Origin of the sequence: Pseudonocardia tropica, from assembly GCF_040105315.1 — a bacterium.
GTDB classification, from domain to species: domain Bacteria; phylum Actinomycetota; class Actinomycetes; order Mycobacteriales; family Pseudonocardiaceae; genus Pseudonocardia; species Pseudonocardia alni.
Map to the genome: position 1 here is coordinate 171,747 of NZ_JBEDNP010000005.1, position 20,035 is coordinate 191,781.

The 20,035-nt window shown below is 75.3% G+C and carries 20 protein-coding genes and 1 other RNA gene; 14 read left to right on the plus strand and 7 right to left on the minus strand.

The window, feature by feature from the left end; genetic code table 11:
- Nucleotides 1–28: 28 nt before the first annotated feature.
- From WHI96_RS10670 to WHI96_RS10685, 4 genes are all read left to right on the plus strand, one after another.
- Nucleotides 29–1,156, plus strand: coding sequence for a Nif3-like dinuclear metal center hexameric protein (locus WHI96_RS10670; RefSeq protein ID WP_425571660.1), 1,128 nt, complete (start codon nucleotides 29–31; stop codon nucleotides 1,154–1,156).
- Nucleotides 1,153–1,878: a zinc ribbon domain-containing protein gene (locus WHI96_RS10675; RefSeq protein ID WP_345649533.1), complete on the plus strand. Its 726-nt coding sequence runs from the start codon at nucleotides 1,153–1,155 to the stop codon at nucleotides 1,876–1,878. Before WHI96_RS10670 ends, WHI96_RS10675 begins: the two co-directional genes overlap by 4 nt.
- The gene (locus WHI96_RS10680; RefSeq protein ID WP_345649536.1) at nucleotides 1,848–3,026 is read left to right on the plus strand and encodes a bifunctional RNase H/acid phosphatase; all 1,179 of its coding nucleotides are present in this window, start codon (nucleotides 1,848–1,850) and stop codon (nucleotides 3,024–3,026) included. Before WHI96_RS10675 ends, WHI96_RS10680 begins: the two co-directional genes overlap by 31 nt.
- A 187-nt stretch (nucleotides 3,027–3,213) precedes the next feature.
- Nucleotides 3,214–3,381 carry a hypothetical protein gene (locus WHI96_RS10685; RefSeq protein ID WP_020622575.1) on the plus strand — a complete coding sequence of 56 codons (168 nt, stop codon included), beginning with the start codon at nucleotides 3,214–3,216 and terminating at the stop codon, nucleotides 3,379–3,381.
- Nucleotides 3,382–3,451: 70 nt separating this feature from the next.
- Here WHI96_RS10685 and WHI96_RS10690 read toward each other — a convergent pair whose 3' ends face one another.
- Both WHI96_RS10690 and WHI96_RS10695 read right to left on the minus strand, forming a co-directional pair.
- Nucleotides 3,452–4,708 (minus strand): SLC13 family permease, encoded by a 1,257-nt coding sequence (locus tag WHI96_RS10690; protein ID WP_345649541.1) that lies wholly within the window; start codon nucleotides 4,706–4,708, stop codon nucleotides 3,452–3,454.
- Nucleotides 4,705–5,469, minus strand: a complete 765-nt coding sequence (locus WHI96_RS10695) for a sulfite exporter TauE/SafE family protein (protein WP_345649544.1) — start codon at nucleotides 5,467–5,469, stop codon at nucleotides 4,705–4,707. The genes WHI96_RS10690 and WHI96_RS10695 overlap by 4 nt, the downstream gene beginning before the upstream one ends.
- A 74-nt stretch (nucleotides 5,470–5,543) precedes the next feature.
- Between WHI96_RS10695 and WHI96_RS10700 the strand changes: the two genes are divergently transcribed.
- The 3 genes from WHI96_RS10700 to rnpB all read left to right on the plus strand — a co-directional run bounded on the left by WHI96_RS10700 (nucleotide 5,544) and on the right by rnpB (nucleotide 8,795).
- Nucleotides 5,544–7,007 carry a protein adenylyltransferase SelO gene (locus WHI96_RS10700; protein WP_345649547.1) on the plus strand — a complete coding sequence of 488 codons (1,464 nt, stop codon included), beginning with the start codon at nucleotides 5,544–5,546 and terminating at the stop codon, nucleotides 7,005–7,007.
- A 76-nt stretch (nucleotides 7,008–7,083) separates the two neighbouring features.
- The gene (locus WHI96_RS10705) at nucleotides 7,084–8,373 is read left to right on the plus strand and encodes an NAD(P)/FAD-dependent oxidoreductase (protein WP_345649550.1); all 1,290 of its coding nucleotides are present in this window, start codon (nucleotides 7,084–7,086) and stop codon (nucleotides 8,371–8,373) included.
- 19 nt (nucleotides 8,374–8,392) lie between these two features.
- An RNA gene (gene rnpB / locus WHI96_RS10710) (RNase P RNA component class A) lies at nucleotides 8,393–8,795 on the plus strand.
- Nucleotides 8,796–8,823: 28 nt separating this feature from the next.
- Here rnpB and WHI96_RS10715 read toward each other — a convergent pair.
- On the minus strand, nucleotides 8,824–9,312 hold the full coding sequence (locus WHI96_RS10715) for a LysE family translocator (protein WP_345649553.1): 489 nt from the start codon (nucleotides 9,310–9,312) through the stop codon (nucleotides 8,824–8,826).
- 49 nt (nucleotides 9,313–9,361) lie between these two features.
- Between WHI96_RS10715 and WHI96_RS10720 the strand changes: the two genes are divergently transcribed.
- Complete coding sequence (locus WHI96_RS10720; RefSeq protein ID WP_345649556.1) at nucleotides 9,362–9,955, plus strand: DinB family protein; 594 nt, start codon at nucleotides 9,362–9,364, stop codon at nucleotides 9,953–9,955.
- A gap of 62 nt (nucleotides 9,956–10,017) precedes the next feature.
- Nucleotides 10,018–10,722, plus strand: coding sequence for a hypothetical protein (locus tag WHI96_RS10725; RefSeq protein WP_345649558.1), 705 nt, complete (start codon nucleotides 10,018–10,020; stop codon nucleotides 10,720–10,722).
- 16 nt (nucleotides 10,723–10,738) lie between these two features.
- On the opposite strand, the gene WHI96_RS10730 is transcribed toward WHI96_RS10725, so the two are convergent.
- Nucleotides 10,739–11,152, minus strand: coding sequence for a VOC family protein (locus WHI96_RS10730; RefSeq protein ID WP_208820245.1), 414 nt, complete (start codon nucleotides 11,150–11,152; stop codon nucleotides 10,739–10,741).
- Nucleotides 11,153–11,239: 87 nt separating this feature from the next.
- Between WHI96_RS10730 and WHI96_RS10735 the strand changes: the two genes are divergently transcribed.
- From WHI96_RS10735 to WHI96_RS10745, 3 genes are all read left to right on the plus strand, one after another.
- Nucleotides 11,240–12,157 (plus strand): LysR family transcriptional regulator, encoded by a 918-nt coding sequence (locus WHI96_RS10735; protein ID WP_345649563.1) that lies wholly within the window; start codon nucleotides 11,240–11,242, stop codon nucleotides 12,155–12,157.
- Between the two features lie 51 nt (nucleotides 12,158–12,208).
- Complete coding sequence (locus tag WHI96_RS10740) at nucleotides 12,209–12,718, plus strand: hypothetical protein (RefSeq protein ID WP_345649566.1); 510 nt, start codon at nucleotides 12,209–12,211, stop codon at nucleotides 12,716–12,718.
- Nucleotides 12,719–12,782: 64 nt separating this feature from the next.
- On the plus strand, nucleotides 12,783–13,259 hold the full coding sequence (locus WHI96_RS10745) for a hypothetical protein (RefSeq protein ID WP_345649568.1): 477 nt from the start codon (nucleotides 12,783–12,785) through the stop codon (nucleotides 13,257–13,259).
- Nucleotides 13,260–13,270: 11 nt separating this feature from the next.
- Here the strand turns inward: WHI96_RS10745 and secD are convergent, their stop codons facing one another.
- Entirely contained in the window at nucleotides 13,271–15,577 is a 2,307-nt protein-coding gene (gene secD / locus WHI96_RS10750) for a protein translocase subunit SecD (protein ID WP_345649570.1), read from the minus strand.
- Nucleotides 15,578–15,672: 95 nt separating this feature from the next.
- Nucleotides 15,673–16,041, minus strand: coding sequence for a hypothetical protein (locus WHI96_RS10755; protein WP_345649572.1), 369 nt, complete (start codon nucleotides 16,039–16,041; stop codon nucleotides 15,673–15,675).
- A gap of 224 nt (nucleotides 16,042–16,265) precedes the next feature.
- On the opposite strand from WHI96_RS10755, the gene htpG reads away from it, so the two are divergent.
- Complete coding sequence (htpG, locus tag WHI96_RS10760) at nucleotides 16,266–18,146, plus strand: molecular chaperone HtpG (protein WP_345649756.1); 1,881 nt, start codon at nucleotides 16,266–16,268, stop codon at nucleotides 18,144–18,146.
- Nucleotides 18,147–18,227: 81 nt separating this feature from the next.
- Nucleotides 18,228–19,274 (plus strand): ABC transporter substrate-binding protein, encoded by a 1,047-nt coding sequence (locus tag WHI96_RS10765; RefSeq protein ID WP_345649575.1) that lies wholly within the window; start codon nucleotides 18,228–18,230, stop codon nucleotides 19,272–19,274.
- A 120-nt stretch (nucleotides 19,275–19,394) separates the two neighbouring features.
- Here WHI96_RS10765 and WHI96_RS10770 read toward each other — a convergent pair whose 3' ends face one another.
- Nucleotides 19,395–20,015 carry a TetR/AcrR family transcriptional regulator gene (locus WHI96_RS10770; protein ID WP_345649578.1) on the minus strand — a complete coding sequence of 207 codons (621 nt, stop codon included), beginning with the start codon at nucleotides 20,013–20,015 and terminating at the stop codon, nucleotides 19,395–19,397.
- Between the last annotated feature and the right edge of the window lie 20 nt (nucleotides 20,016–20,035).

A 20,035-nucleotide genomic window follows, 5' to 3' on the forward strand; every position in this document is an offset into this window, starting at 1 on the left:
CGACGCCGCCTACCCGCCCCGGCTCGCCATGGACTGGGACGCGGTCGGCCTGGTCTGCGGCGACCCCGACGACACCGTCTCCCGGGTGCTGTTCGCCGTCGACCCCACCCCGGAGACCGTCGACGAGGCGATCTCCTCCGGCGCCCAGCTGCTGGTCACCCACCATCCGCTGCTGCTGCGCGGGGTGCACGGGGTCGGCGCCGACACCCCCAAGGGTGCCCTGCTGCACCGGCTGATCCGCGCCGGGGTCGCGCTGTTCACCGCGCACACCAACGCCGACGTCGCCGACCCGGGCGTCTCCGACGCGCTCGCCGCCGCACTCGGGCTGACCGTGTCCGGCCCGCTGGAACCGGAACCCGGCCCGGCCCTGGACAAGATCGTCACCTTCGTACCGGTCGGCCCGTCCATCGCCGCCGTGCACACCGCCCTGTCCGAGGCCGGTGCCGGCGCGATCGGCAACTACTCGCACTGCTCGTTCGCCACCGCCGGGACCGGCCAGTTCCGGCCCCTCGACGGCGCCGCCCCGGTCATCGGATCGGTCGGCCGCCTGGAGCGCGTCGCGGAGACCCGGCTGGAGATGGTGCTGCCGCGGTCGCGGCGCCGCGACGTCGTCGCCGCGCTGCGGGCCGCGCACCCCTACGAGGAACCGGCCTTCGACCTGCTCGAGATGGCGCCGCTGCCGTCGTCGCTGGGGCTGGGCCGGGTCGGCGAGCTCGCCGGCGCCGAGCCGTTCGCGGCGTTCACCCGCCGGGTCGCCGCGGCGCTGCCCGCCACCGCATGGGGGGTGCGCGGTGCCGGGGACCCGGAGCGCCCGATCCGCCGGGTCGCGGTCTGCGGCGGTGCCGGGGACTCGGCCCTGGACTCCGCCGCCCGGGCCGGCGTCGATGCGTTCGTCACCGCCGACCTGCGCCACCACCCCGCCTCCGAGCACGCGCTCGCCGGGACCGGTCCCGGTGGCCCGACCCCCGCGCTGGTCGACGTCGCCCACTGGGCCTCGGAGTGGCCGTGGTGCGGGCAGGCGGCCGGGGTCGTGGCCGAGGCCCTCGCAGGTAGCGTCTCGGTCGCGGTCTCGCGGGCCCGTACCGACCCCTGGACCACCGCCGCCCCGAGCCGCGGTTCCGACACGACAGCAGGACAACCGGAGGCGAGTGCATGAAGGCCGATCCCACCGCGCAGGCGAAGCTGGTGACGCTGGCCGAGGTGGACGCCGAGATCGGCCGGCTCACCCACCGGCGCTCGACGCTGCCCGAGCTCGCGCAGCTGGACGAGGCCGAGCAGCGGGTCCGTGCGGCGCGCGACGCCCTGGTCCGCGCCGAGACCCGCGCCGGTGACCTCGACCGCGACATCGCCCGGCTCGAACGCGACATCGACGGCGTCCGTGCCCGCACCGAGCGCGACCACACCCTGCTCGCCGGCTCGGGCATCTCCGCCAAGCAGGCCACCGAGCTGCAGCACGAGCTCGACACCCTCGCCCGCCGCCAGGGCGTCCTGGAGGACGAGCAGCTGGGGATCATGGAGGAGCGCGAGGCCGTGGGCATCGAGCTCGACCACGCCCGCGGCGAGCTGTCCGAGGCCGAGACCGCGGTCGGCGAGGTGACCGCCAAGCGCGAGTCCGCCGAGGGCGACATCGACGCCACCCGCGCCGGGCGCGACCGCGCCCGCACCGAGGTCGTCGCCGCGCTGCCCGCGGACCTGCTCGCCGACTACGAGCGCATCCGCGCCGGCGGCCGGGTCGCGGCCGGGCAGCTGAGCGAGTCCCGCTGCGGCGCCTGCCGGCTCGAGCTCGACCGGACCTTCCTCGGGCAGGTCCGCACGGCGGCCGCCGACGAGGTCGTCCACTGCGAGGAGTGCGGCGCGATCCTGGTGCGTGGCAGGTGAAGCTGGTCGTCGAGGCGGACGGCGGCTCCCGCGGCAACCCCGGGCCCGCCGGCTACGGCGCGGTCGTGCTCGACGCCGGCGCCCGCCAGGTGCTCGGTGAGGTCTACGACGGCCTCGGGACCACCACCAACAACGTCGCCGAGTACCGCGGCCTGATCGCCGGGCTGAGGGCCGCCCGCGACCTGGGGGCCACCGAGGTCGAGGCCCGGATGGACTCCAAGCTCGTCGTCGAGCAGATGAGCGGGCGCTGGAAGATCAAGCACCCGCCGCTGCAGGAGCTCGCCGACACCGCCCGCGAGCTGGCGGCGGACTTCGACGCGGTCACCTTCGTGTGGATCCCGCGCAAGGACAACGCCCGCGCCGACGCGCTCGCCAACCGCGCGATGGACGGGGAGTCGAGCCCCACCCTGGACCCGTCCGGGGCGGCGGGACCGGCGCCGAAGCCGCCCGCGGAGGCGACCGCGTCGACGGACTCCGCGGCCGCCGCGGCCGCGTGGACCGGCCAGGCGGGCTCCCCGACGCGGCTGATCCTGCTGCGCCACGGCCAGACCGAGCTGTCGGTCGAGCGCCGCTACTCCGGCCACGGCGACCCCGAGCTGACCGAGCTGGGCCAGAAGCAGGCCGCCGCCGCGGCCCGCGCGCTGGCGACGCGGCTGTCGGGCCAGGGCGTCGAGCCGGCCGTGGTGCTGTCCTCGCCGCTGCGCCGGGCCCGCCAGACCGCGGCCGCCGTCGCCGAGACGACCGGGGCGGACCTGGAGGTCCGCGACGGCCTGATCGAGACCGACTTCGGCGGCTGGGAGGGCCTCACCTTCACCGAGGCCCGCGAGCGCGACCCCGAGCTGCACGGCCGCTGGCTCGGCTCCGCCGACGTCGAACCGCCGGGCGGCGAGAGCTTCCGCGCGGTGGGGGAGCGGGTCGAGGCCGAGCGTGCCCGGATCGTCGAGGAGTTCGCCGGGCGGACGGTGGTCCTGGTCAGCCACGTCACGCCGATCAAGATGCTGCTCCGCACCGCGCTCGGCGCCGGCGACGCGGTGCTCTACCGCATGCACCTGGACCTGGCCTGCCTCAACATCGCCGACTTCTACCCCGACGGGGGCGCCTCGGTGCGTCTGGTCAACGAGACCTCGTACCTGGACGACGTCCGGTAGCCACCGGTCCGTCACCGCCTGCTGGATCGATACCGTCCTGACCCGATCGGGCGGTGTCGACTCCGGACAGTTGTCCCCGTTCCTCACCTGAGCGATGCTTCGCGTGCACCGTACGGGGTGGTCAACCTACGGAGCGTGAACGACAGTCTCGGTGTCGGCGGGGAACAGGGAGACGGTGAGGACAGCGATGTCGCAGATCCACGAGCACGACTACGGCTACGACCTGGCACACGAGATGAAGGTGATCGCGCGGCTGCCCCAGCAGCGGCGCGGCAGCTCACGCCCGATGGGTGTCCCGGCCCGCGAGATGGACCCGGACACCGACCTCGGCCACGACATGGCCCACGAGTTCTGATCCCTGCCCACCGTCCGCGACCGGCCCCGCCCCTTCCGGGCGGGGCCGTCGTGCTGTCCGGGCCGTGCCGCTACTGCGGCAGCACCGCGAGCGCGGCCCAGAGCGCGGTCGTCGCGGCGAGCAGGCCCAGCGGGACGGTAAGCGCCCCCAGCCGCAGGAACGTGCCGAGCTGGGGCGGGTCGCCGTGGCCGGTGGCGATGCGCCGCCACAGCAGCGTCGCGAGCGACCCGGCGTAGGTCAGGTTCGGCCCGATGTTGACGCCCAGCAGCATCGCCAGCACCAGCCCGGGGTGCGCGGCCGGGCCGAGCGCGGTGAGCAGCACCAGCGTCGCGGGCAGGTTGTTCACCAGGTTCGCCAGCACCGCCGCGACGGCCGCGGTGACCAGCAGCCCGGTCAGGTCCGGGGTGGCGGGCAGCAGCGCACCGATCCAGCCGGACAGCCCCTGCGCACTGAGCCCGGCGACGACCACGCCCAGGGCCAGCACGAACAGGCAGAACCCGGGGGAGGCCGCGGCGACCAGGCGCAGCGGCCCGGTCTCGCGCCGCACCAGCGCCCGCACCGCCGGCACCGTGGCCCCGGCCGCGGCGACCCAGCCCGGTTCGACGCCCAGTGGGGAGGCCACCGCGAACCCGGCCAGGGTCAGCCCGAGCACCGCCAGCGCGACGACCGGTGCCGCCGGGGCGGGCACCGCGGGATCGGCCGGGGCGGGCTCCGGCGCCGCGGCGAGGTCGCGCCGGAACACCCACCGCAGCACCAGGTACTCGACGACGATCACCGCCACCCACGGTCCGACCATCAGCCCGGCGAAGGTCAGGAACCCCACCCCCGACGCCGAGAACGCCAGCAGGTTCGTCAGGTTCGACACCGGCAGCAGCCCCGACGCCGAGTTCGACAGGTGCGCGCAGGCGAACGAGTGCGGCCGCGACGCCACCCCGAGACGGGCCGCCGTCGCCAGCACGACCGGGGTCAGCAGGACCACCGTCGCGTCCAGGCTCAGCACCGCGGTCGTCCCGGCCGCTGCGGCGAAGACGGCGACCAGCAGCCGTCGCGGGGACCCGGCCGACGCCGTCGCCAGCCGCGCGCCCAGCCAGCGGAACACGCCCTCGGCGTCGGCGAGGTGCCCGAGCAGCAGGATCGCGGCGAGGAACCCGACGGTCGGGGCGAGCTCGCCGATCTCGGTCCACGCCCCGGCCGGGGTCACCAGCCCGGCGGCGACGGCGACCAGCGCCGCCGGGACCGCGACCACGGCCTCGGGCAGCCCGAACGGACGCAGCGTCGCGGCGGCCAGGACCGCGGCCAGCAGCGCGACCGCCAGCAGGAGGCTCACGTGAACAGCAGCGCGACGCCGACGGCCAGGCCCAGCAGGACCACGGCCCAGCGCAGCAGGGTCTCCGGCATCCGCCGCGCGACCAGGGCGCCGACGTAGCCGCCGACCAGCGTGGTCGGGGCGAGCAGCGCGACGGCGAGCCGGTCGACCGGGGCGCCGAGGGCGAACACGACGACCGTCACCGTCGCGACGACCAGCGACAGCACGCCCTTGAGCGCGTTGAGCCTGCGCAGCTCGTCGTGGGCGAACAGCGACAGTGTCGAGATCAGCACCACGCCCAGGGCCCCGCCGAAGTAGCCGCCGTAGACCGCGGCGAGGAACATCGCGGCCAGCAGCGCCGGGGTGCGGTCCCGCCCCCGGTCGGCCGGGTCGCCGATCCGGCGCTTGAGCCACGGCCCGACCGCCATCGTCAGGCTGGCCAGGATCACCAGGACGGGCACCACGGCGTCGAACACGCTGCCGGGCAGCACCAGCAGCAGGGTGCAGCCCACTCCGCCGCCCAGTGCCGCGGCGACCGCGGTCACCGCGATCCGTCCGCCCTGCCCGGGCAGCTCGCGGCGGGCCCCGAGCACCAGCCCGGCGTAGCCCGGCCACTGGGCGACCGAGTTGGTGACGTTCGCCGCCAGCGGCGGGAACCCCACCCCGAGCAGCGCCGGGAACACCAGCAGCGACCCGCCGCCCGCGACGGCGTTCACCGCACCCGCGAGCAGCCCGGCCACCAGCAGGAACACCAGCGCCCACGGCTGGGAGGGGTCGATCACCACCGGACGGTATCCCGGTGCAACGCCGCGGTCGTCCCCGGCGGCCGACCCTGCGGGTCCGTAGCCTGGAACCCATGACCGCTGCCACCGAGATCGCGTTCGAGAACACCTTCGTCCGCGACCTGGACGGGCTCTACCTGCCCTGGCAGGCCGCCCCGGCGCCGGCCGCGCGGCTGGTGCTGCTCAACGAGTCCCTGGCCGGTGAGCTGGGCCTCGACCCGGCGCAGCTGCGCACCCCCGAGGGCGTCGCGCTGCTCACCGGCACGACCGTGCCCGACTCGGCGACGACCGTCGCGCAGGCGTACGCCGGGCACCAGTTCGGCAACTACTCGCCGCGCCTCGGCGACGGCCGGGCGCTGCTCGTCGGCGAGCTCGTCACCCCCGACGGCGCCCGCCGCGACCTGCACCTCAAGGGCTCCGGGCGCACCCCGTTCGCCCGCGGCGGCGACGGGAAGGCCCCGCTCGGCCCGATGCTGCGCGAGTACGTGATCTCCGAGGCGATGCACGCGCTCGGGGTGCCCTCCACGCGCTCGCTCGCGGTTACCGCGACCGGCGAGCACGTGCTGCGCGACCGCGGTCCGGAGCCGGGCGCCGTGCTCGCCCGCACCGCGTCGTCCCACCTGCGGGTCGGGACGTTCCAGTTCGCCGCCGCGAGTAGCGCAGGCGGATCGCGCAGCGGCTCCGCGACGGGCGAGGTCGACGTGCTGCGCCGGCTCGCGGAGTACGCGATCGCCCGGCACCACCCGCAGGCGTCCTCGGCGCTCGAGCTCTACCGCGCGGTGATCACCGCCCAGGCCGAGCTGGTCGCGCGGTGGATGCAGATCGGGTTCGTCCACGGCGTCATGAACACCGACAACATGACGATCTCCGGCGAGACCATCGACTACGGCCCGTGCGCGTTCCTCGACGCCCACGACCCGACGACCTGGTACTCCTCGATCGACTCGGGCGGACGCTACGCCTACGGCAACCAGCCCGGCATCGCGCAGTGGAACCTCGCCCGCTTCGGCGAGGCGCTGCTCCCGCTGCTCGCCGAGGACCAGCAGGAGGCGGTGGCCCTGGCCACCGGGGAGCTCAGGGGTTTCGCCGACCTGTACCTCGCCGCCCGCGACCGCGGGTACCTCGCCAAGATCGGCGTCGGCACCCCCGAGCTGCTCACCGACCTGTTCGCGCTGCTGGAGGCGCAGAAGCCGGACCACACGCTGTTCTTCCGGCGGCTCTCCGACGCCGCCCGCGGCGACGCCGGCCCGGTCCGGGCGCTGCTGTCCGACCCGGCCGCGTTCGACCCGTGGCTGGAGTCCTGGCGGGCCGCCGGCCCGGACGCCGGCGCGATGGACCGGGTCAACCCGGTGTACGTGCCGCGCAACCACCTGGTCGAGGAGGCGCTGGGGGCCGCGGTCGTCGACGGCGACCTCGAACCGGTGCAGTGGCTGCTGCAGGTCCTGGCCGACCCGTTCACCGAGCGCGAGGGCTACGAGCGCTACGCCCGGCCCGCCGGGCCGGACTCGCCGCCGTTCACGACGTTCTGCGGGACCTGACCCCGGCATCCGGGCGATGGACTCCGCCCGGATCCGGGTGCACCCTGGGCGGCGCCCACGGCGCGCGGAGGCCACCATGCGGATCGGCATCATCGGTACGGGCCCGGCCGGGCTGTTCCTCGGCGCGACGCTCGCGCGGCGCGGGCACGCCGTCCTCGCCGTGGACCGGGACACCGGCCCGGACCCCGACGGGACGTGGGCACGCCGCGGGGTGATGCAGTTCCACCACCCGCACGGGGTCCGTCCCCAGGTGGGGGAGGGGCTGCTCGCCGAGCTGCCCGAGGCCCACGCGGCGTGGGTCGCCGCCGGCGCGGAACCGATCGTGTTCGTCCTCCCGGACGGCCGCCGGATGACCGGGGGGATGCGGTCGCGCCGCGCGACGTTCGAACGGGCGCTGCGCGACGTCGCCACCCGCGAGCCGGGCCTGGAGATCCGCCGCGGGCACGTCGACGGGGTGGCCGTCTCCGGCGGCCGGGCCCGCGGCCTCGTCGTCGACGGGGTGGGAGAGCCGGTGGACCTGGTGGTCGACGCCTCCGGACGGTCCGGCCGGGCCACCCGCGACCTCACCGGCGGCCCGGCCGTGGAGGGCGACACCGGTGCGGCCTACGTCAGCCGCCAGTACCGGCTGCACGACCCGGCCGACCCCGGCCCGATGACCAACCCGCTGGCCTGGCAGGCCGACCTCGACGGCTACCAGGTCATCGTCTTCCGGCACGAGGCCGGTGTGTTCTCGGTGCTGCTGGTCCGGCCGGCCGGGAGCCTACGGGAGCTGCGGCACGAGGCCGTCTTCGACGCGGCCTGCCGGGCGATCCCCGGGCTCGACGCGTGGACCGACCCCGGGCGGGCCGTCCCGATCACCCCGGTGCTGCCCGGCGGGCGGCTGTACAACCACTACCGCTCCCAGCCCGACGTCGACGGGCTGGTGCTCGTCGGCGACGCCGTCTGCACCACGACACCGATGTTCGGCCGCGGCCTCGCCACCACGATGATGCAGTGCCGCGAGCTGCTGCGGCGCATCGACACCGGCGAGATCGGCGGTTTCGGGGCCTGGTGCGACGCCGAGATGCGCCCCTGGGTGGAGGACCACGTGCGGTCCGACGACCACGCCCGCCGGGCCTGGGCGGGCGGCGACGTGGACCTCACCGGCCCGTTGCCGTCGCCCCTGATCATGGCGGCCGCCGAGGTCGACGGCCGGATCGGGGCCGCGCTCGGGCCCTATCTCGCGATGCTGGCCGGTCCGGCGAGCCTCGACACTGTCGAGCCGCTCGCCCACGCCGTCTACGCCGGTGGCTGGCGCCCCGCCCCCGCCGCCGGGCCCACCCGGGAGGAGTTGGCGACCCTCCTGCGGCGCACCGCCGCCTCCTGACTACCCTCGTCGGTGCGGACGAGTCGGTCGGGCGGCCGCGGCGGGGCCTCCGGGTCCCGCCGAGGAAAGTCCGGACTCCACAGGGCAGGGTGGTTGTCAACGGCAACCCGGGGCGACCCGCGGGACAGTGCCACAGAGAACAGACCGCCACGCGGCTCCCCGGAGCCGCGGGGTAAGGGTGAAACGGTGGTGTAAGAGACCACCAGCACCCCGGGTGACCGGGGTGGCTCGGTAAACCCCACCCGGAGCAAGGTCGAGAGGCCGTACGTGTACGGCTGCGCAGGCGTTCGAGGGCTGCCCGCCCGAGCCTGCGGGTGGACCGCTGGAGCCTGCCGGCGACGGCAGGCCGAGATGGATGGTCGCCGAACGGAGCACCGCGAGGTGCCCGGGAACAGGATCCGGCTTACAGACCGACTCGTCCGCACCCCTCGGTCTGCGCACCGTGCCGGGTCAGGTCGTCGCCGGCCCCGGGCTGAGCGCGGTCCTGACGGCGAACCCGCCGAGCACGGTGCCGGCGACCCGCCGCTGGACCTTCATCGCCCGCGGCCGCGCGGCCGGGAACCCGGACACGGACGCGGCGGTGAGGACGATCAGCCCGTTGACGGTCACCGCGACGGCGATCTGGACCGACCCGAGCTGCAGGAGCCGGCTCCCGGTGGCGCCGTCGGCGGGGTCGACGAACTGCGGCAGCAGCGCCGCGTACATCAGGGCGATCTTCGGGTTCAGCAGGTTCGTGAGCAGTCCCATACCGCACAGGCGCCGGTCACGCTCGGGTGCGAGGTCGCGGGCCTCGAACGGCGACGTGCCGCGGGGGCGCAGCATGCCCCGGGCGAGCCAGGCGAGGTAGAGCGCCCCGCGATCTTCACCGCGGTGTGGGCGGCGGGGACGGCGACGAACAGCGCCGAGAGCCCGGCCGTCGAGGACCGGACCTGACCGCATCGGGCGGCACAGTCGTCCTCGAGCCGCTCCCGCGCACCCGGAGGACACCATGTACGCACCCGCTCGCCACGACGAGATCACCGGCCTCCTGAACTACATCGACCAACAGCTCACGGCGATCCGCTCCGCGCTCCTCGGTCTCACCGAGGAACAGGCCCGTGCGACCCCGTGCCGCAGCGCGCTGTCCGTCGGTGGCCTGGTCAAGCACGCCTCCTACTGCATGCGCGGCGCGGTGGACCGGCTGACGAGCGACGTCACCGAGCAGCCGCTCGACGCGGCCGCGTTCGCGCAGTTCACCGGGAGCTTCACCGTCGGCGACGACGAGACCGTCGCCGCGACCGTCGAGGAGTTCGACCGGGCCCGGGCCGAGCTGCTCGCCACCGTCGCGAAGACCGACCCGGCCGGCGACTCGACCGCCCCGCCCGCCCCCTGGCACGGGATCCACGACGCGCGCCCGATCCACGCCCGCTTCTACCTGGTGCACCTGGTCGAGGAGTTCGCCCGGCACGCGGGGCACGCCGACATCCTCCGCGAGCAGATCGACGGCGTCGCGGTGCCCGCGCTGGTGCTCACCCTCGCCGGGGCGCCCGCCAACGACTTCTTCCAGCCCTACGAGGCGGCGCCGGGCACCCTGCTGGCCTGAGGCGGGCGGTATCCCCGGGCGTGCCCGGTCGTTGATCTCCACGATCGGCTCGGGGAGGACGGATGCGTCGAGGACGACGGAACGGACTGACCGCCACGGCCGCGGCCGTCGTCGCGCTCGTGGGGCTCGCCTCGCTGCAGCCCGCCGTCGCGGTCGGCCCGTTCGCCCCCTCGGGGCGGGTGACCGTCACCCCGGCGGCGTCGAACCGGTTCGCCGGGACCCTCGACGAGGGTTCCGGCAGCCGCGGGTTCACCGCCCGCCACGGCGCCCCGCCCGACGGCGGAAGCGGCGCCCTCGAGCTGCGCACCCCGGGCGACGGGGACAAGCGCCAGTACGTCACCGACGAGGTCGCCGGGCCGCTGTCCCGGTTCACCGACGCGAGCTACTGGGCCTACCGCGACCCGTCGTCGTCGAGCGGGGCGATGCCGTCGTTCGTGATCGCCGTCGACGTGGACGGCGGCACCCTGGAGGCCGGCGACCTGCACGTCCTCACCTACCTGCCCGACCGCGCACCGGCCGGCACCTGGACCCGTTACGACGTCGGGTCCGGCATCTTCTGCACGACCCGGCAGATCGGCCGGGTCGACGCCCACCGGCAGTGTCGCGACGGCGGCGAGCAGCGCACGCTGTCCGACATTGTGGCCGCGTACCCGGACATGACCGCCTACGCCGCCGGGTTCAACCAGGGCGGCGGCGACGCCGGGCTGGTCTCGGCCGTCGACCTGCTCCGGGTCGGCGGGCGGACCTACGACTTCGAGCCCGGCTGAGCCGGTCGCGGCGATCTCAGGTCACGCAGAACTCGTTGCCCTCGGGGTCGCACAGGGTGGTGGTGACCGGGCCGCGGTCGGCCGTCGTCCACAGCACCCGGGCGCCGAGCGCGACCAGTCGCTCCACCTCCGCGGGCGCCTCCTCCGGGCCGACCTGCAGGTCCAGGTGCACCCGGTTCTTGGCCGACTTCGGCTCCGGCACCCGCTGCACGAACAGCCGCGGCCCCGGTCCGCGGGCGGTGGCGACGTCGCGGAATCCGCGGCGGTCGCCGTCGACGAGCACGTCGGCCTCGCCGAGGTGGCCGGCGGCCAGCAGGCCGTCGACGACCGCGGTGTGGTCCTCCACCTCGTAGCCGAGGGCGGCCGCCCAGAACCGCGCGAGGGCGTGCGGGTCGGCGGCGTCGAACGCGATCTGCAGGGTCGGGGTCACGGCGACGATCCTGGCCCCCGATGCGGACAGCGTCCGTCCGCATCGGACGTGTCGACCCGGAGTACGGATCTGCCATAGGCTCGACGGGTGCAGTACGACTTCACCGACCTGCGGCTGTTCCTGCACGTCGTCGCCGAGGGGTCCATCACCGGCGGTGCCGCGCGGGCCAACCTGAGCCTGCCGTCGGCGAGCGCACGGGTCCGCGCCCTGGAACGCCACGCGGGGGTCGGGCTGCTGGTCCGGGAGCGGCGCGGGGTCCGCACCACCCCGGCCGGGCGGGCACTGGCCCGGCACGCCCGCGAGGTCCTCGACCGGGCGGCGCGCCTCGACGGCGCGATCGCCTCCTACTCCCGGCCGGCGAGCGCGCCGCTGTCGCTGCTCGCCGGGAGCTCGGCGATGCACGACCTCGTGCCGCGCGCGGTGACGGCGTTCCTGCTGGCCCGGCCGCACTCCGACGTCGACGTCACCCTGCGGCGCAGTGTCGAGACCGCCCGCACCCTCGCCGACGGCGGAGCGGACCTGGGGATCGTGCTCGACCACGTGGCCGCCGGGCAGGGGCTGCGGGCGGAGCCGCTGTGCGACGACTCGCTGGTCGTCGTCGGCGCCGGGCAGGGTGTGCTCGACGGCCGGGACACGATCGCGTTCGCCGAGGCGGCCGAGCACCCGATGGTGGGGCTGGCCGCGTCGTCGCCGCTGCAGCTCTCGCTCGACGCGCAGGCGGCCGACGCCGGGCTCGCGCCGCGGTACCGCACCCGCGCCGCGGACCTGGGCACGGTGGTCGCGCTGGCCGAGGCGGGCGCCGGGATCGCCGTCGTGCCCCGGCGCGCGGCCGCCGTCCCGGCCCGCGCCGGGCGTCTGCAGGTGGTCGCGCTGGGGGAGCCGTGGGCCCGGCGCAGGCTGTCGCTGTGCCGGGGCGCGGCCCTGGAGCCGAGCTCGCCGGGATGGCCCGCGGTGCTGGCGCTCGCGGACCACATCCACGCCGTCTCTGTCACAGCCGAAGGCTGAGAGCGGAACTTCCGCATTGTCCGGTGGGCCGGACGGGCCGACCCTCGACCCGTGAACCCCACCGACGAGCCCGACGGTGTCGAGCGGGCCCTGACCGGGCTCCGGCGGGTCGTCGTGCCCGTCGCGGCCGGACTGCTCCTGCTGCTGGCGATCGCGGTCGGCGACGCCGCCGAGACCGCCGCCGCCCGGGCGGCCGGGACCACCCGGGTGAGCGCGACCGTGCTCGGGACGACCGCGGGACCGGGGCCCGTCGACGTCGGCTGGACCGACGACCGCGGCGTCGTGCGGACCGCCACGGTGACCGTCGGCGGGCGGGTCGCCCCCGGCCGGACGGTCGGGCTGTGGGTCGGCCCCGACGGTGACCCGGCCGCCCCGGAGCACCCGACCGAGGTCCGGACGGCCGGGATCCTGCGCTCGGCGACGGTGCTGGTCGTCGGCGGGTTCGGCCTGGTGGCGGTGTACGCGGCCGCCGGTGTCGCCGGCCGCGCACGGGCGGCGGGACGGCTGGACCGCGAGTGGCGCGCGGTCGAGGCGCGCTGGCGGGAGCTGCCGCGCGGCTGAGCGGAACTGTCGGGGGTCCGGTGCAGCATGCGTGCCGACCCACCCCCGAGCATCGGAGGTCCCCGTGGACCGGCCCGCCACCGCAGACCCCGTCATGGACGCCGTCGGCGCCGCCGTCGAGGCGGGCCGTGCCGGTGACCGGTCCGGGGCCCGCGCCCGGTTCGACGCCCTGTGGGAGCAGGTGACCGCCGACGGCGACCCGTTCCACCGGTGCACGCTGGCCCACTACGCCGCCGACGTGCAGGACGACCCGCACGCCGAGCTGCTGTGGGACGAGCGCGCCCTGGCCGCCGCCGACGAGCTGACCGACGAACGGGCGCAGCGCCACCACGCGTCGCTGAGCGTCGGCGGGTTCCTGCCGTCGCTGCACCTCAACCTCGCCGACGTGCACCGCCGCCTCGGCGACGACGACCGGGCGCGCCACCACCTGACCCGGGCCCGGGACCGGGTGGGGGCGCTGCCCGACGACGGCTACGGCGCGATGATCCGCGCCGGGATCGACCGCTGCGGCGAACGCCTCGACCTCGGGGACCGCACGTGAGCCACGCGCACTCAGACGACGGCGCCGTCGCCGGCGCGGCGCCGTGCGCGGTCGGCCTTCGAGGGGTGCCGCCGTCCCGCCTTGCCGACCGGCTGCTTCGCTCCGGAGGTCCGCGGCGCGGGTCCGGTCCAGCGCTGCTGCAGCAGGATCGACACCGGCCCGGCGACGACGATCGTCGACACCGTCCCGACCACGATGCCCACGATCAGCGCCAGCGCGAAGTCCCCGAGGGTCGCCCCGCCGAGGAACAGCAGCACGACCAGGATCGTCAGCGTCGAGATGCCGGTGTTGACCGTCCGCGGCAGCGTCGAGAGCACCGCCGACCCCACGACCCTGTGGAACGGCACCTTCGCGTTGCGTGCCCAGTGCTCGCGCACGCGGTCGAACACGACCACGGTGTCGTTGACCGAGTAGCCGATGACGGTGAGCAGCGCCGCGAGGAACACGCCGTCGGCGGTGCGCCCGGTCCAGGCGAACACCCCGACCACCACGAGCACGTTGGTCAGCAGCGCCGCGACCGCACCGGCACCGAGCGTCCACCGGAACCGGAACGCCAGGTAGAGGAACTGCGCGGCGAGCGCGACACCCAGCGCGATGATGCCGCCGCGGGCCAGCTCGGCCCCGAGGCTGGGGCCGATGAGCTCGTCGCGCAGCACCTCCGCGCCGCCGCCCGCCGCGCCGACGACCTCGCGCAGCTGTCCGACCTGGGCGTCGGTGAGCTCGCCGGAGCGCAGCGCGACCGCGCCGTCGCCGGTCTCGGTGACGGTGAGTCCGCCGATCCCGGTGGTGCCGACGGCGTCGCGGACCTGCTCCACGCTCACCGGGTTCGACGTCGTGAACTCGACCAGCCGGCCGCCGGTGAACTCGACACCGAGTTCCAGGCCGCGCACGAACAGCCCGGACACCATCACGACCACGACGACCCCGGCGACGGCGAGATAGCGCGCCGACCGCCGCAGGAACCCGGGGTCGCTCGCCTCGAGCCTGCGCCGGACCGGGCCGATCTCGGTGATACCGGTGATCCTCGGCCTGCGCTTCACCGCGGGGATCGTGAGGACGGCGAGGGTGAGCAGCCGCGACAGCACCAGCGCCGAGAACAGCGACACGACCACACCGATGACCAGCGTGACGCCGAACCCGCGGACCGGGCCCGAGGCGAGCCCGAACAGCAGCACGGCGGCGAGCAGCGAGGTCACGGCGACGTCGCCGACGGCGGACAGCGAGTTCGCGTAGCCCATCTCCGAGGCGCGTTCCAGGCGCGGCTTCGCCGCGTACTCCTCACGGGAACGTTCGGCGATCAGCACGTTCGCGTCGACGGCCATGCCGACCGCCAGGACGAACGCGGCCAGGCCGGGCAGCGTCAGCGTGGCACCGAGCCCGGTCTGCACCGAGTAGGCGACGAGTGCGTACCCGCCGAGCGCGACGACGGCGACGAGCCCGACGAGCCGGTACACCACGATGAGGAACGCCCCGGCCAGCGCGGAGCCGATGATCGCGGCCCAGGCGCTCGCGGAGATCGCGTCCGCACCCAGGGTCGGGCCGACGGTCCGCTGCTCGATGATCTCCACGGGCAGCGGGAGGGCGCCGCCCTCGATCAGCACGGCCAGCTCGGAGGCCTGCTCGGGGGAGAAGTTGCCGCTGATCTGGGTCTGCCCGCCGATCTGGCCGACGTTGCACGCGGTCTGCTCGGTGACCTGCGGGGAGGAGATGACCTGCTGGTCGAGCACGATCGCGACGCGCCGCTGCGGATCGCCGATCGGGGCGCACGCCGCCTGGCCGGTGAGGGCCTGCCAACGGGCGGGGCCCTCACCGTCGAAGTCGATGTTCACGACGTGCCCGACGCCCTGCGGGTTGGGCGTCGACATCGCGGAACCGACCAGGTCGCCGGACAGCGCGGCGGGGCCGAGCTGCAGCGGCCGGCCCTGCTCGTCGAGGCCGGGGGCGCCCCCGGCAGCGGGGTCGCCGACCCCGAGGACGGGGTGCATCGTGAGCTGCGCGGTGCGGCCGAGGGTCTCCGCGGCCTCGGCGGGGTCGGTCAGCCCGGGGAGCTCGACGATGATCCGGTTCTCTCCGGACCGGGCCAGGCTGGGCTCGGCGACACCGAGCCCGTCGATGCGTCCGCGCAGCACCTCCAGCACGCGGTCGGTGGCCTCGCCGTCGGCGGCGACCTCGGGGGTGTCGCGGGTCTCCAGGACGATCTGGGTACCGCCGCGCAGGTCCAGGCCCAGCGTGGGGGCGGTGGTGAGCGCGACGACGGAGGACAGGGCGAGCACGGCGAGCGCGATGAGCGCCCGCCAGAGCACGGGGCGTGGCTTCACAGGGATCCTCGGCGGCGGGCACCCCGGTCGGGACCGGGGCACGGCGGGGTGGTGCGGGGGAGTGGCGGGCGGTGGCGACCGCTGGGGTCGTCCGGTCAGGCCCGCGGAGGCCCCCGGGACCCGATGTCCGCGCCGGTCCCGGGCTCCGGGGCGGCGGCCGTCGTCCGGTCGTCGACGGGCGCGGGCGCGTCGTGCCCGAGCCCGGCGGCGTCGAGGACCAGCACGTCCAGGACGGGCCCGGGGCGGCAGGCCCCGTCCGGGGCGACCGGACCGTCGTGGGCGGAGCGCCCCAGCAGCGCGGGCCGGGGCGCCTCGGCGGGCGCGACGTCCTGCCCGACCGAGGCCGCCGCCGTCGCTGGGACGGCCTCGGCGGTCAGCGACCCGGCGATCGGGGCGAGTGCGGCGACCAGCGACAGCAGCAGCACCGCGACGAGGCGGCGGGCCGGGCTGCGGGTCGTGCGCACGAGGGTGATCCGTCCGGTTCGGGGGTTTCCTGCGGCGACGGTACCGGTCACCGCGACGGCGCAGGGGGCGGGCTGGAGGTCGCGGGGCCGTCCCGGTTCGGCACAATCGCGACCGCACCACCCCGCGAAGACCCGAGAGGACGACTGACGTGAGCACGGATCCGTCGACCAGCCAGAAGACCGACTCCGCGGAGACCGGCGGCAGGCCGACCGGCGGCGAGACGATCGAGTTCCAGGCCGAGGCCCGGCAGCTGCTGCGGTTGATGATCCACTCGATCTACTCGAACAAGGACGTCTTCCTGCGCGAGCTGATCTCCAACGCCTCCGACGCGCTGGACAAGCTCCGCCTCGCCGCCTACCAGGACAAGGACCTGGGCGCCGACACCGAGGACCTGCACGTCGAGCTCGTGCCGGACGCCGGGGCGCGCACCCTCACCGTCCGCGACAACGGCATCGGGATGACCCGCGACGAGGTCGTCGACCTGATCGGCACCATCGCGCGGTCGGGCACCGCGGAGCTCCTCGCGACGCTCCGGGAGGCCGGCGACGACGCCCGCCAGGAGCTGATCGGCCAGTTCGGCGTCGGCTTCTACTCCTCGTTCATGGTCGCCGACCGCGTCGAGCTCGTGACCCGCAAGGCAGGCGCGGGCGAGGGCGTGCGGTGGAGCTCCGACGGCGAGGGCACCTACACGATCGAGCCGGTCGCCGACGCCCCGCAGGGCACCGCGGTCACCCTGCACCTCAAGGCGTCCGACGCCGAGGACCAGCTGCACGACTACGCCGACCCCGCGGTGCTGCGCCGCATCGTGAAGACCTACTCCGACTTCATCACCTGGCCGGTCCGCATGGCGGCCGAGGCGGCGGAACCGGAGTCCGGGTCGGAGCCGGAATCCGAGACCGGCCCCGAGACGCTGAACTCGATGAAGGCGCTGTGGGCCCGCCCGCAGAAGGACGTGACCGAGGAGGAGTACGCCGAGTTCTACCGGCACGTCAGCCACGACTGGCAGGAGCCGCTGGAGACGATCCGGCTCGCCGCCGAGGGCACCTTCGAGTACCAGGCGCTGCTGTTCCTGCCGAAGGTCGCGCCGATGGACCTCTACCTGCGCGACGCCCGCCGCGGCGTCCAGCTCTACGTCCGGCGCGTGTTCATCATGGACGACTGCGAGGCGCTCGTCCCCGAGTACCTGCGGTTCGTCAAGGGCGTCGTCGACGCCGCGGACCTCTCGCTGAACGTGTCGCGGGAGATCCTCCAGCAGGACCGCCAGATCTCGGCGATCCGCAGGCGCCTGGTGAGGAAGGTGCTGTCGGTGCTCGGCTCGCTGCGCGACAACGAGCCGGAGAAGTACGCGACCTTCTGGGAGCAGTGCGGCCGGGCGCTCAAGGAGGGCCTGCTGTCCGACGCCGACAACCGCGACACCATCCTCGGGGTCTCGGCGTTCGCGACCACCCACGACGCGGACGCGCCGACCTCGCTCGCCGCCTACAAGGAGCGGATGCGCGAGGGCCAGGACGCGATCTACTACATGACCGGGGACTCGCGGACCGCGATCGAGGCCTCCCCGCACATGGAGGCGTTCCGGGACAAGGGCTACGAGGTCCTTCTGTTGACCGACCCGGTCGACGAGGTGTGGGTCGACGCCGTCGACGGGTTCGACGGCACCCCGCTGCGTTCCATCGCCAAGGGCCAGGTGGACCTGCAGACCGACGAGGAGAAGGAGGAGGCGGCGGCGAAGCAGACCGAGTTCGCCGACCTCTGCACCTGGATGGCCGAGGTCCTGACCTCCGACGTCAAGGAGGTGCGGCTCTCCACCCGCCTCACCACCTCCCCGGCCGTCCTCGTCGGCGACGAGTTCGACATGACCCCGACCCTGGAGAAGATGTACCGGGCGATGGGGCAGGAGCCGCCGAAGGTGAAGCGGATCCTCGAGCTCAACCCGTCGCACCCGCTGGTCACCGGGCTGCGCGACGCCCGCGCCGCGGGGAAGGACGAGAGCGGCACCGTCGAGCTGCTGCACGGGATGGCGCTGCTGGCCGAGGGCGGCGAGCTCGCCGACCCGTCCCGGTTCGTGGGGCTGCTCGCGGAACGCCTGCAGCACGCGCTCTGACGCCGGGCGGCGCGGGGACCGTGCCGTGACGAGAGCCGCACATCTGAAGAACCACTCAGGTGTCGTGGCTATGCTGTCGCGGTGATCGGGAACCCGCGCCGCTGGGCGCCACTGCTCGCCGGACTGGTGCTCCTCGCGGGGTGCGGCGCGGGTGACCCGGTCACGGCACCCGCCGGGCACGGCGACCACGGCACGGACCCCGCGGCGGACGCGGTCGTCAACTGCGGCGTCGACGTGCCCGTGCAGCGCCCGGAGCGGGTCGTCGCGATGTTCCAGAACGGCATCGAGGCCGTCCTCGCGCTCGGAGCGGGGGACCGGCTGGTCGGCGCGGCCTACCTGGACAACCCGCTGCCGGCACAGCTCGACCCGGACTTCCGGCCGCAGGACTACTGGCCCGAGGAATACCCGTCGCGCGAGGAGGTGCTGCGGGTCGCCCCGGACCTGGTCGTCTCCGGCTTCACCGGCGCCTTCACCCGGGAGGGCCTCGGCACCCGCGCCGAGCTCGGCGCCACCGGCACGGAGACCTTCCTGTTCAGCGCCTACTGCCCGACCGCCGACGGCGGCAACCAGCAGAGCATCGGCGACAACGACGTGTCCTTCGCCGGGGTCGAGCGCGACCTCACCGACCTCGGGCGGCTGCTGGGCGCCGAGGACCGGGCCGCTCAGGTCGTCGCCGGCATGCGCAGCACCCTCGACGACGTCGCCGGCCGGCTCGACGGTGTCACCGACCGTCCGCGGGTGGCGATGCTGAACTCCCCGGGCAGCACCGGTGAGCTGCGGGTCTTCGGCACCGGTGACGTCGCGACGACGATCGTCGAGGCCGCGGGCGGGCGGCAGGCGTTCGACACCATCGCCGGCCGGCAGCGCACCGTGTCCCTGGAGGGCATCGTCGCGGCGAGCCCGGACGTGATCGTGATCCCGGCCTGCTGCGGGCGCGACATCGGCCCGGAGGGTGCGGAGCCGCTGGCCGAGCGGCTGCGCAACGACCCGGCGCTGGCGACGGTCCCCGCGGTCCGCCACGGGAAGGTGTTCACCACGACCTTCGCCGAGGTCAGCCCCGGCATCCGCAACGCCGACGCGGTCGCGACGCTCGCCCGGCGGCTGCACCCCGACCGGTTCGGCGGCTGAGTCCCGGCGACGGGCGGGTCGGGGGAGGAGTACGGATCCGCCCGGCGCCGTTGCCGAGCGGACGACCGGAACCGTAGCGGGTCCGCGCCGCCCGCGACAGCGACCGTGCCCCGATCGTTGCTAGTGCTCCTCGGAGCCCGGGGGCAGCGGCGGGTTGCCCGGCCGCAGCCCGTCGAGCAGCAGCGCCAGATAGCGGGCGCGGTCCTCGCCCGACGCCGTCTCCGCCGCGTCCGACCCCTCGGCGACGGCCAGCGCCATGACCAGCACCGCCGACAGGTCCCGCGGGGTGAGCTCCGGGCGCACCGCGCCCGCGTCGCGCGCCCGGTCCAGCAGCCGGGTCAGCGTCCGGCCGTAGCGCTCGGCGGACTCGACGTCGAACGCACCGGTCTCGCGGGCCAGCTGCAGGATCGTCCGCCGTCCGGCGATCGCCTCCACCGCCCGGCCCAGCGACCCTGCCAGGTCGGCCCAGGGGTCGCCGTCCCCGGCGGCCGCCGTCGGCTCGATCTCGGCGACGAACACCTGGTCCAGCACCGCCCGCACCAGCACGTCGCGGGTCCGGAACCGGCGGTACAGCGTCGCGACGCCGACCCCGGCCCGGCGCGCGATCTCCTCCAGCGGGACGTCCGCTCCGTCGGACTCGAACGCCGCGGCCGCCGTGTCGACGATCCGGCGGTGGTTGCGGGCGGCGTCGGCGCGCAGCGGACGGCCCGCCGGGGAGCCGTCGAGCGACGAAGCGGTCATCACTGCACGGTATCGCCCGG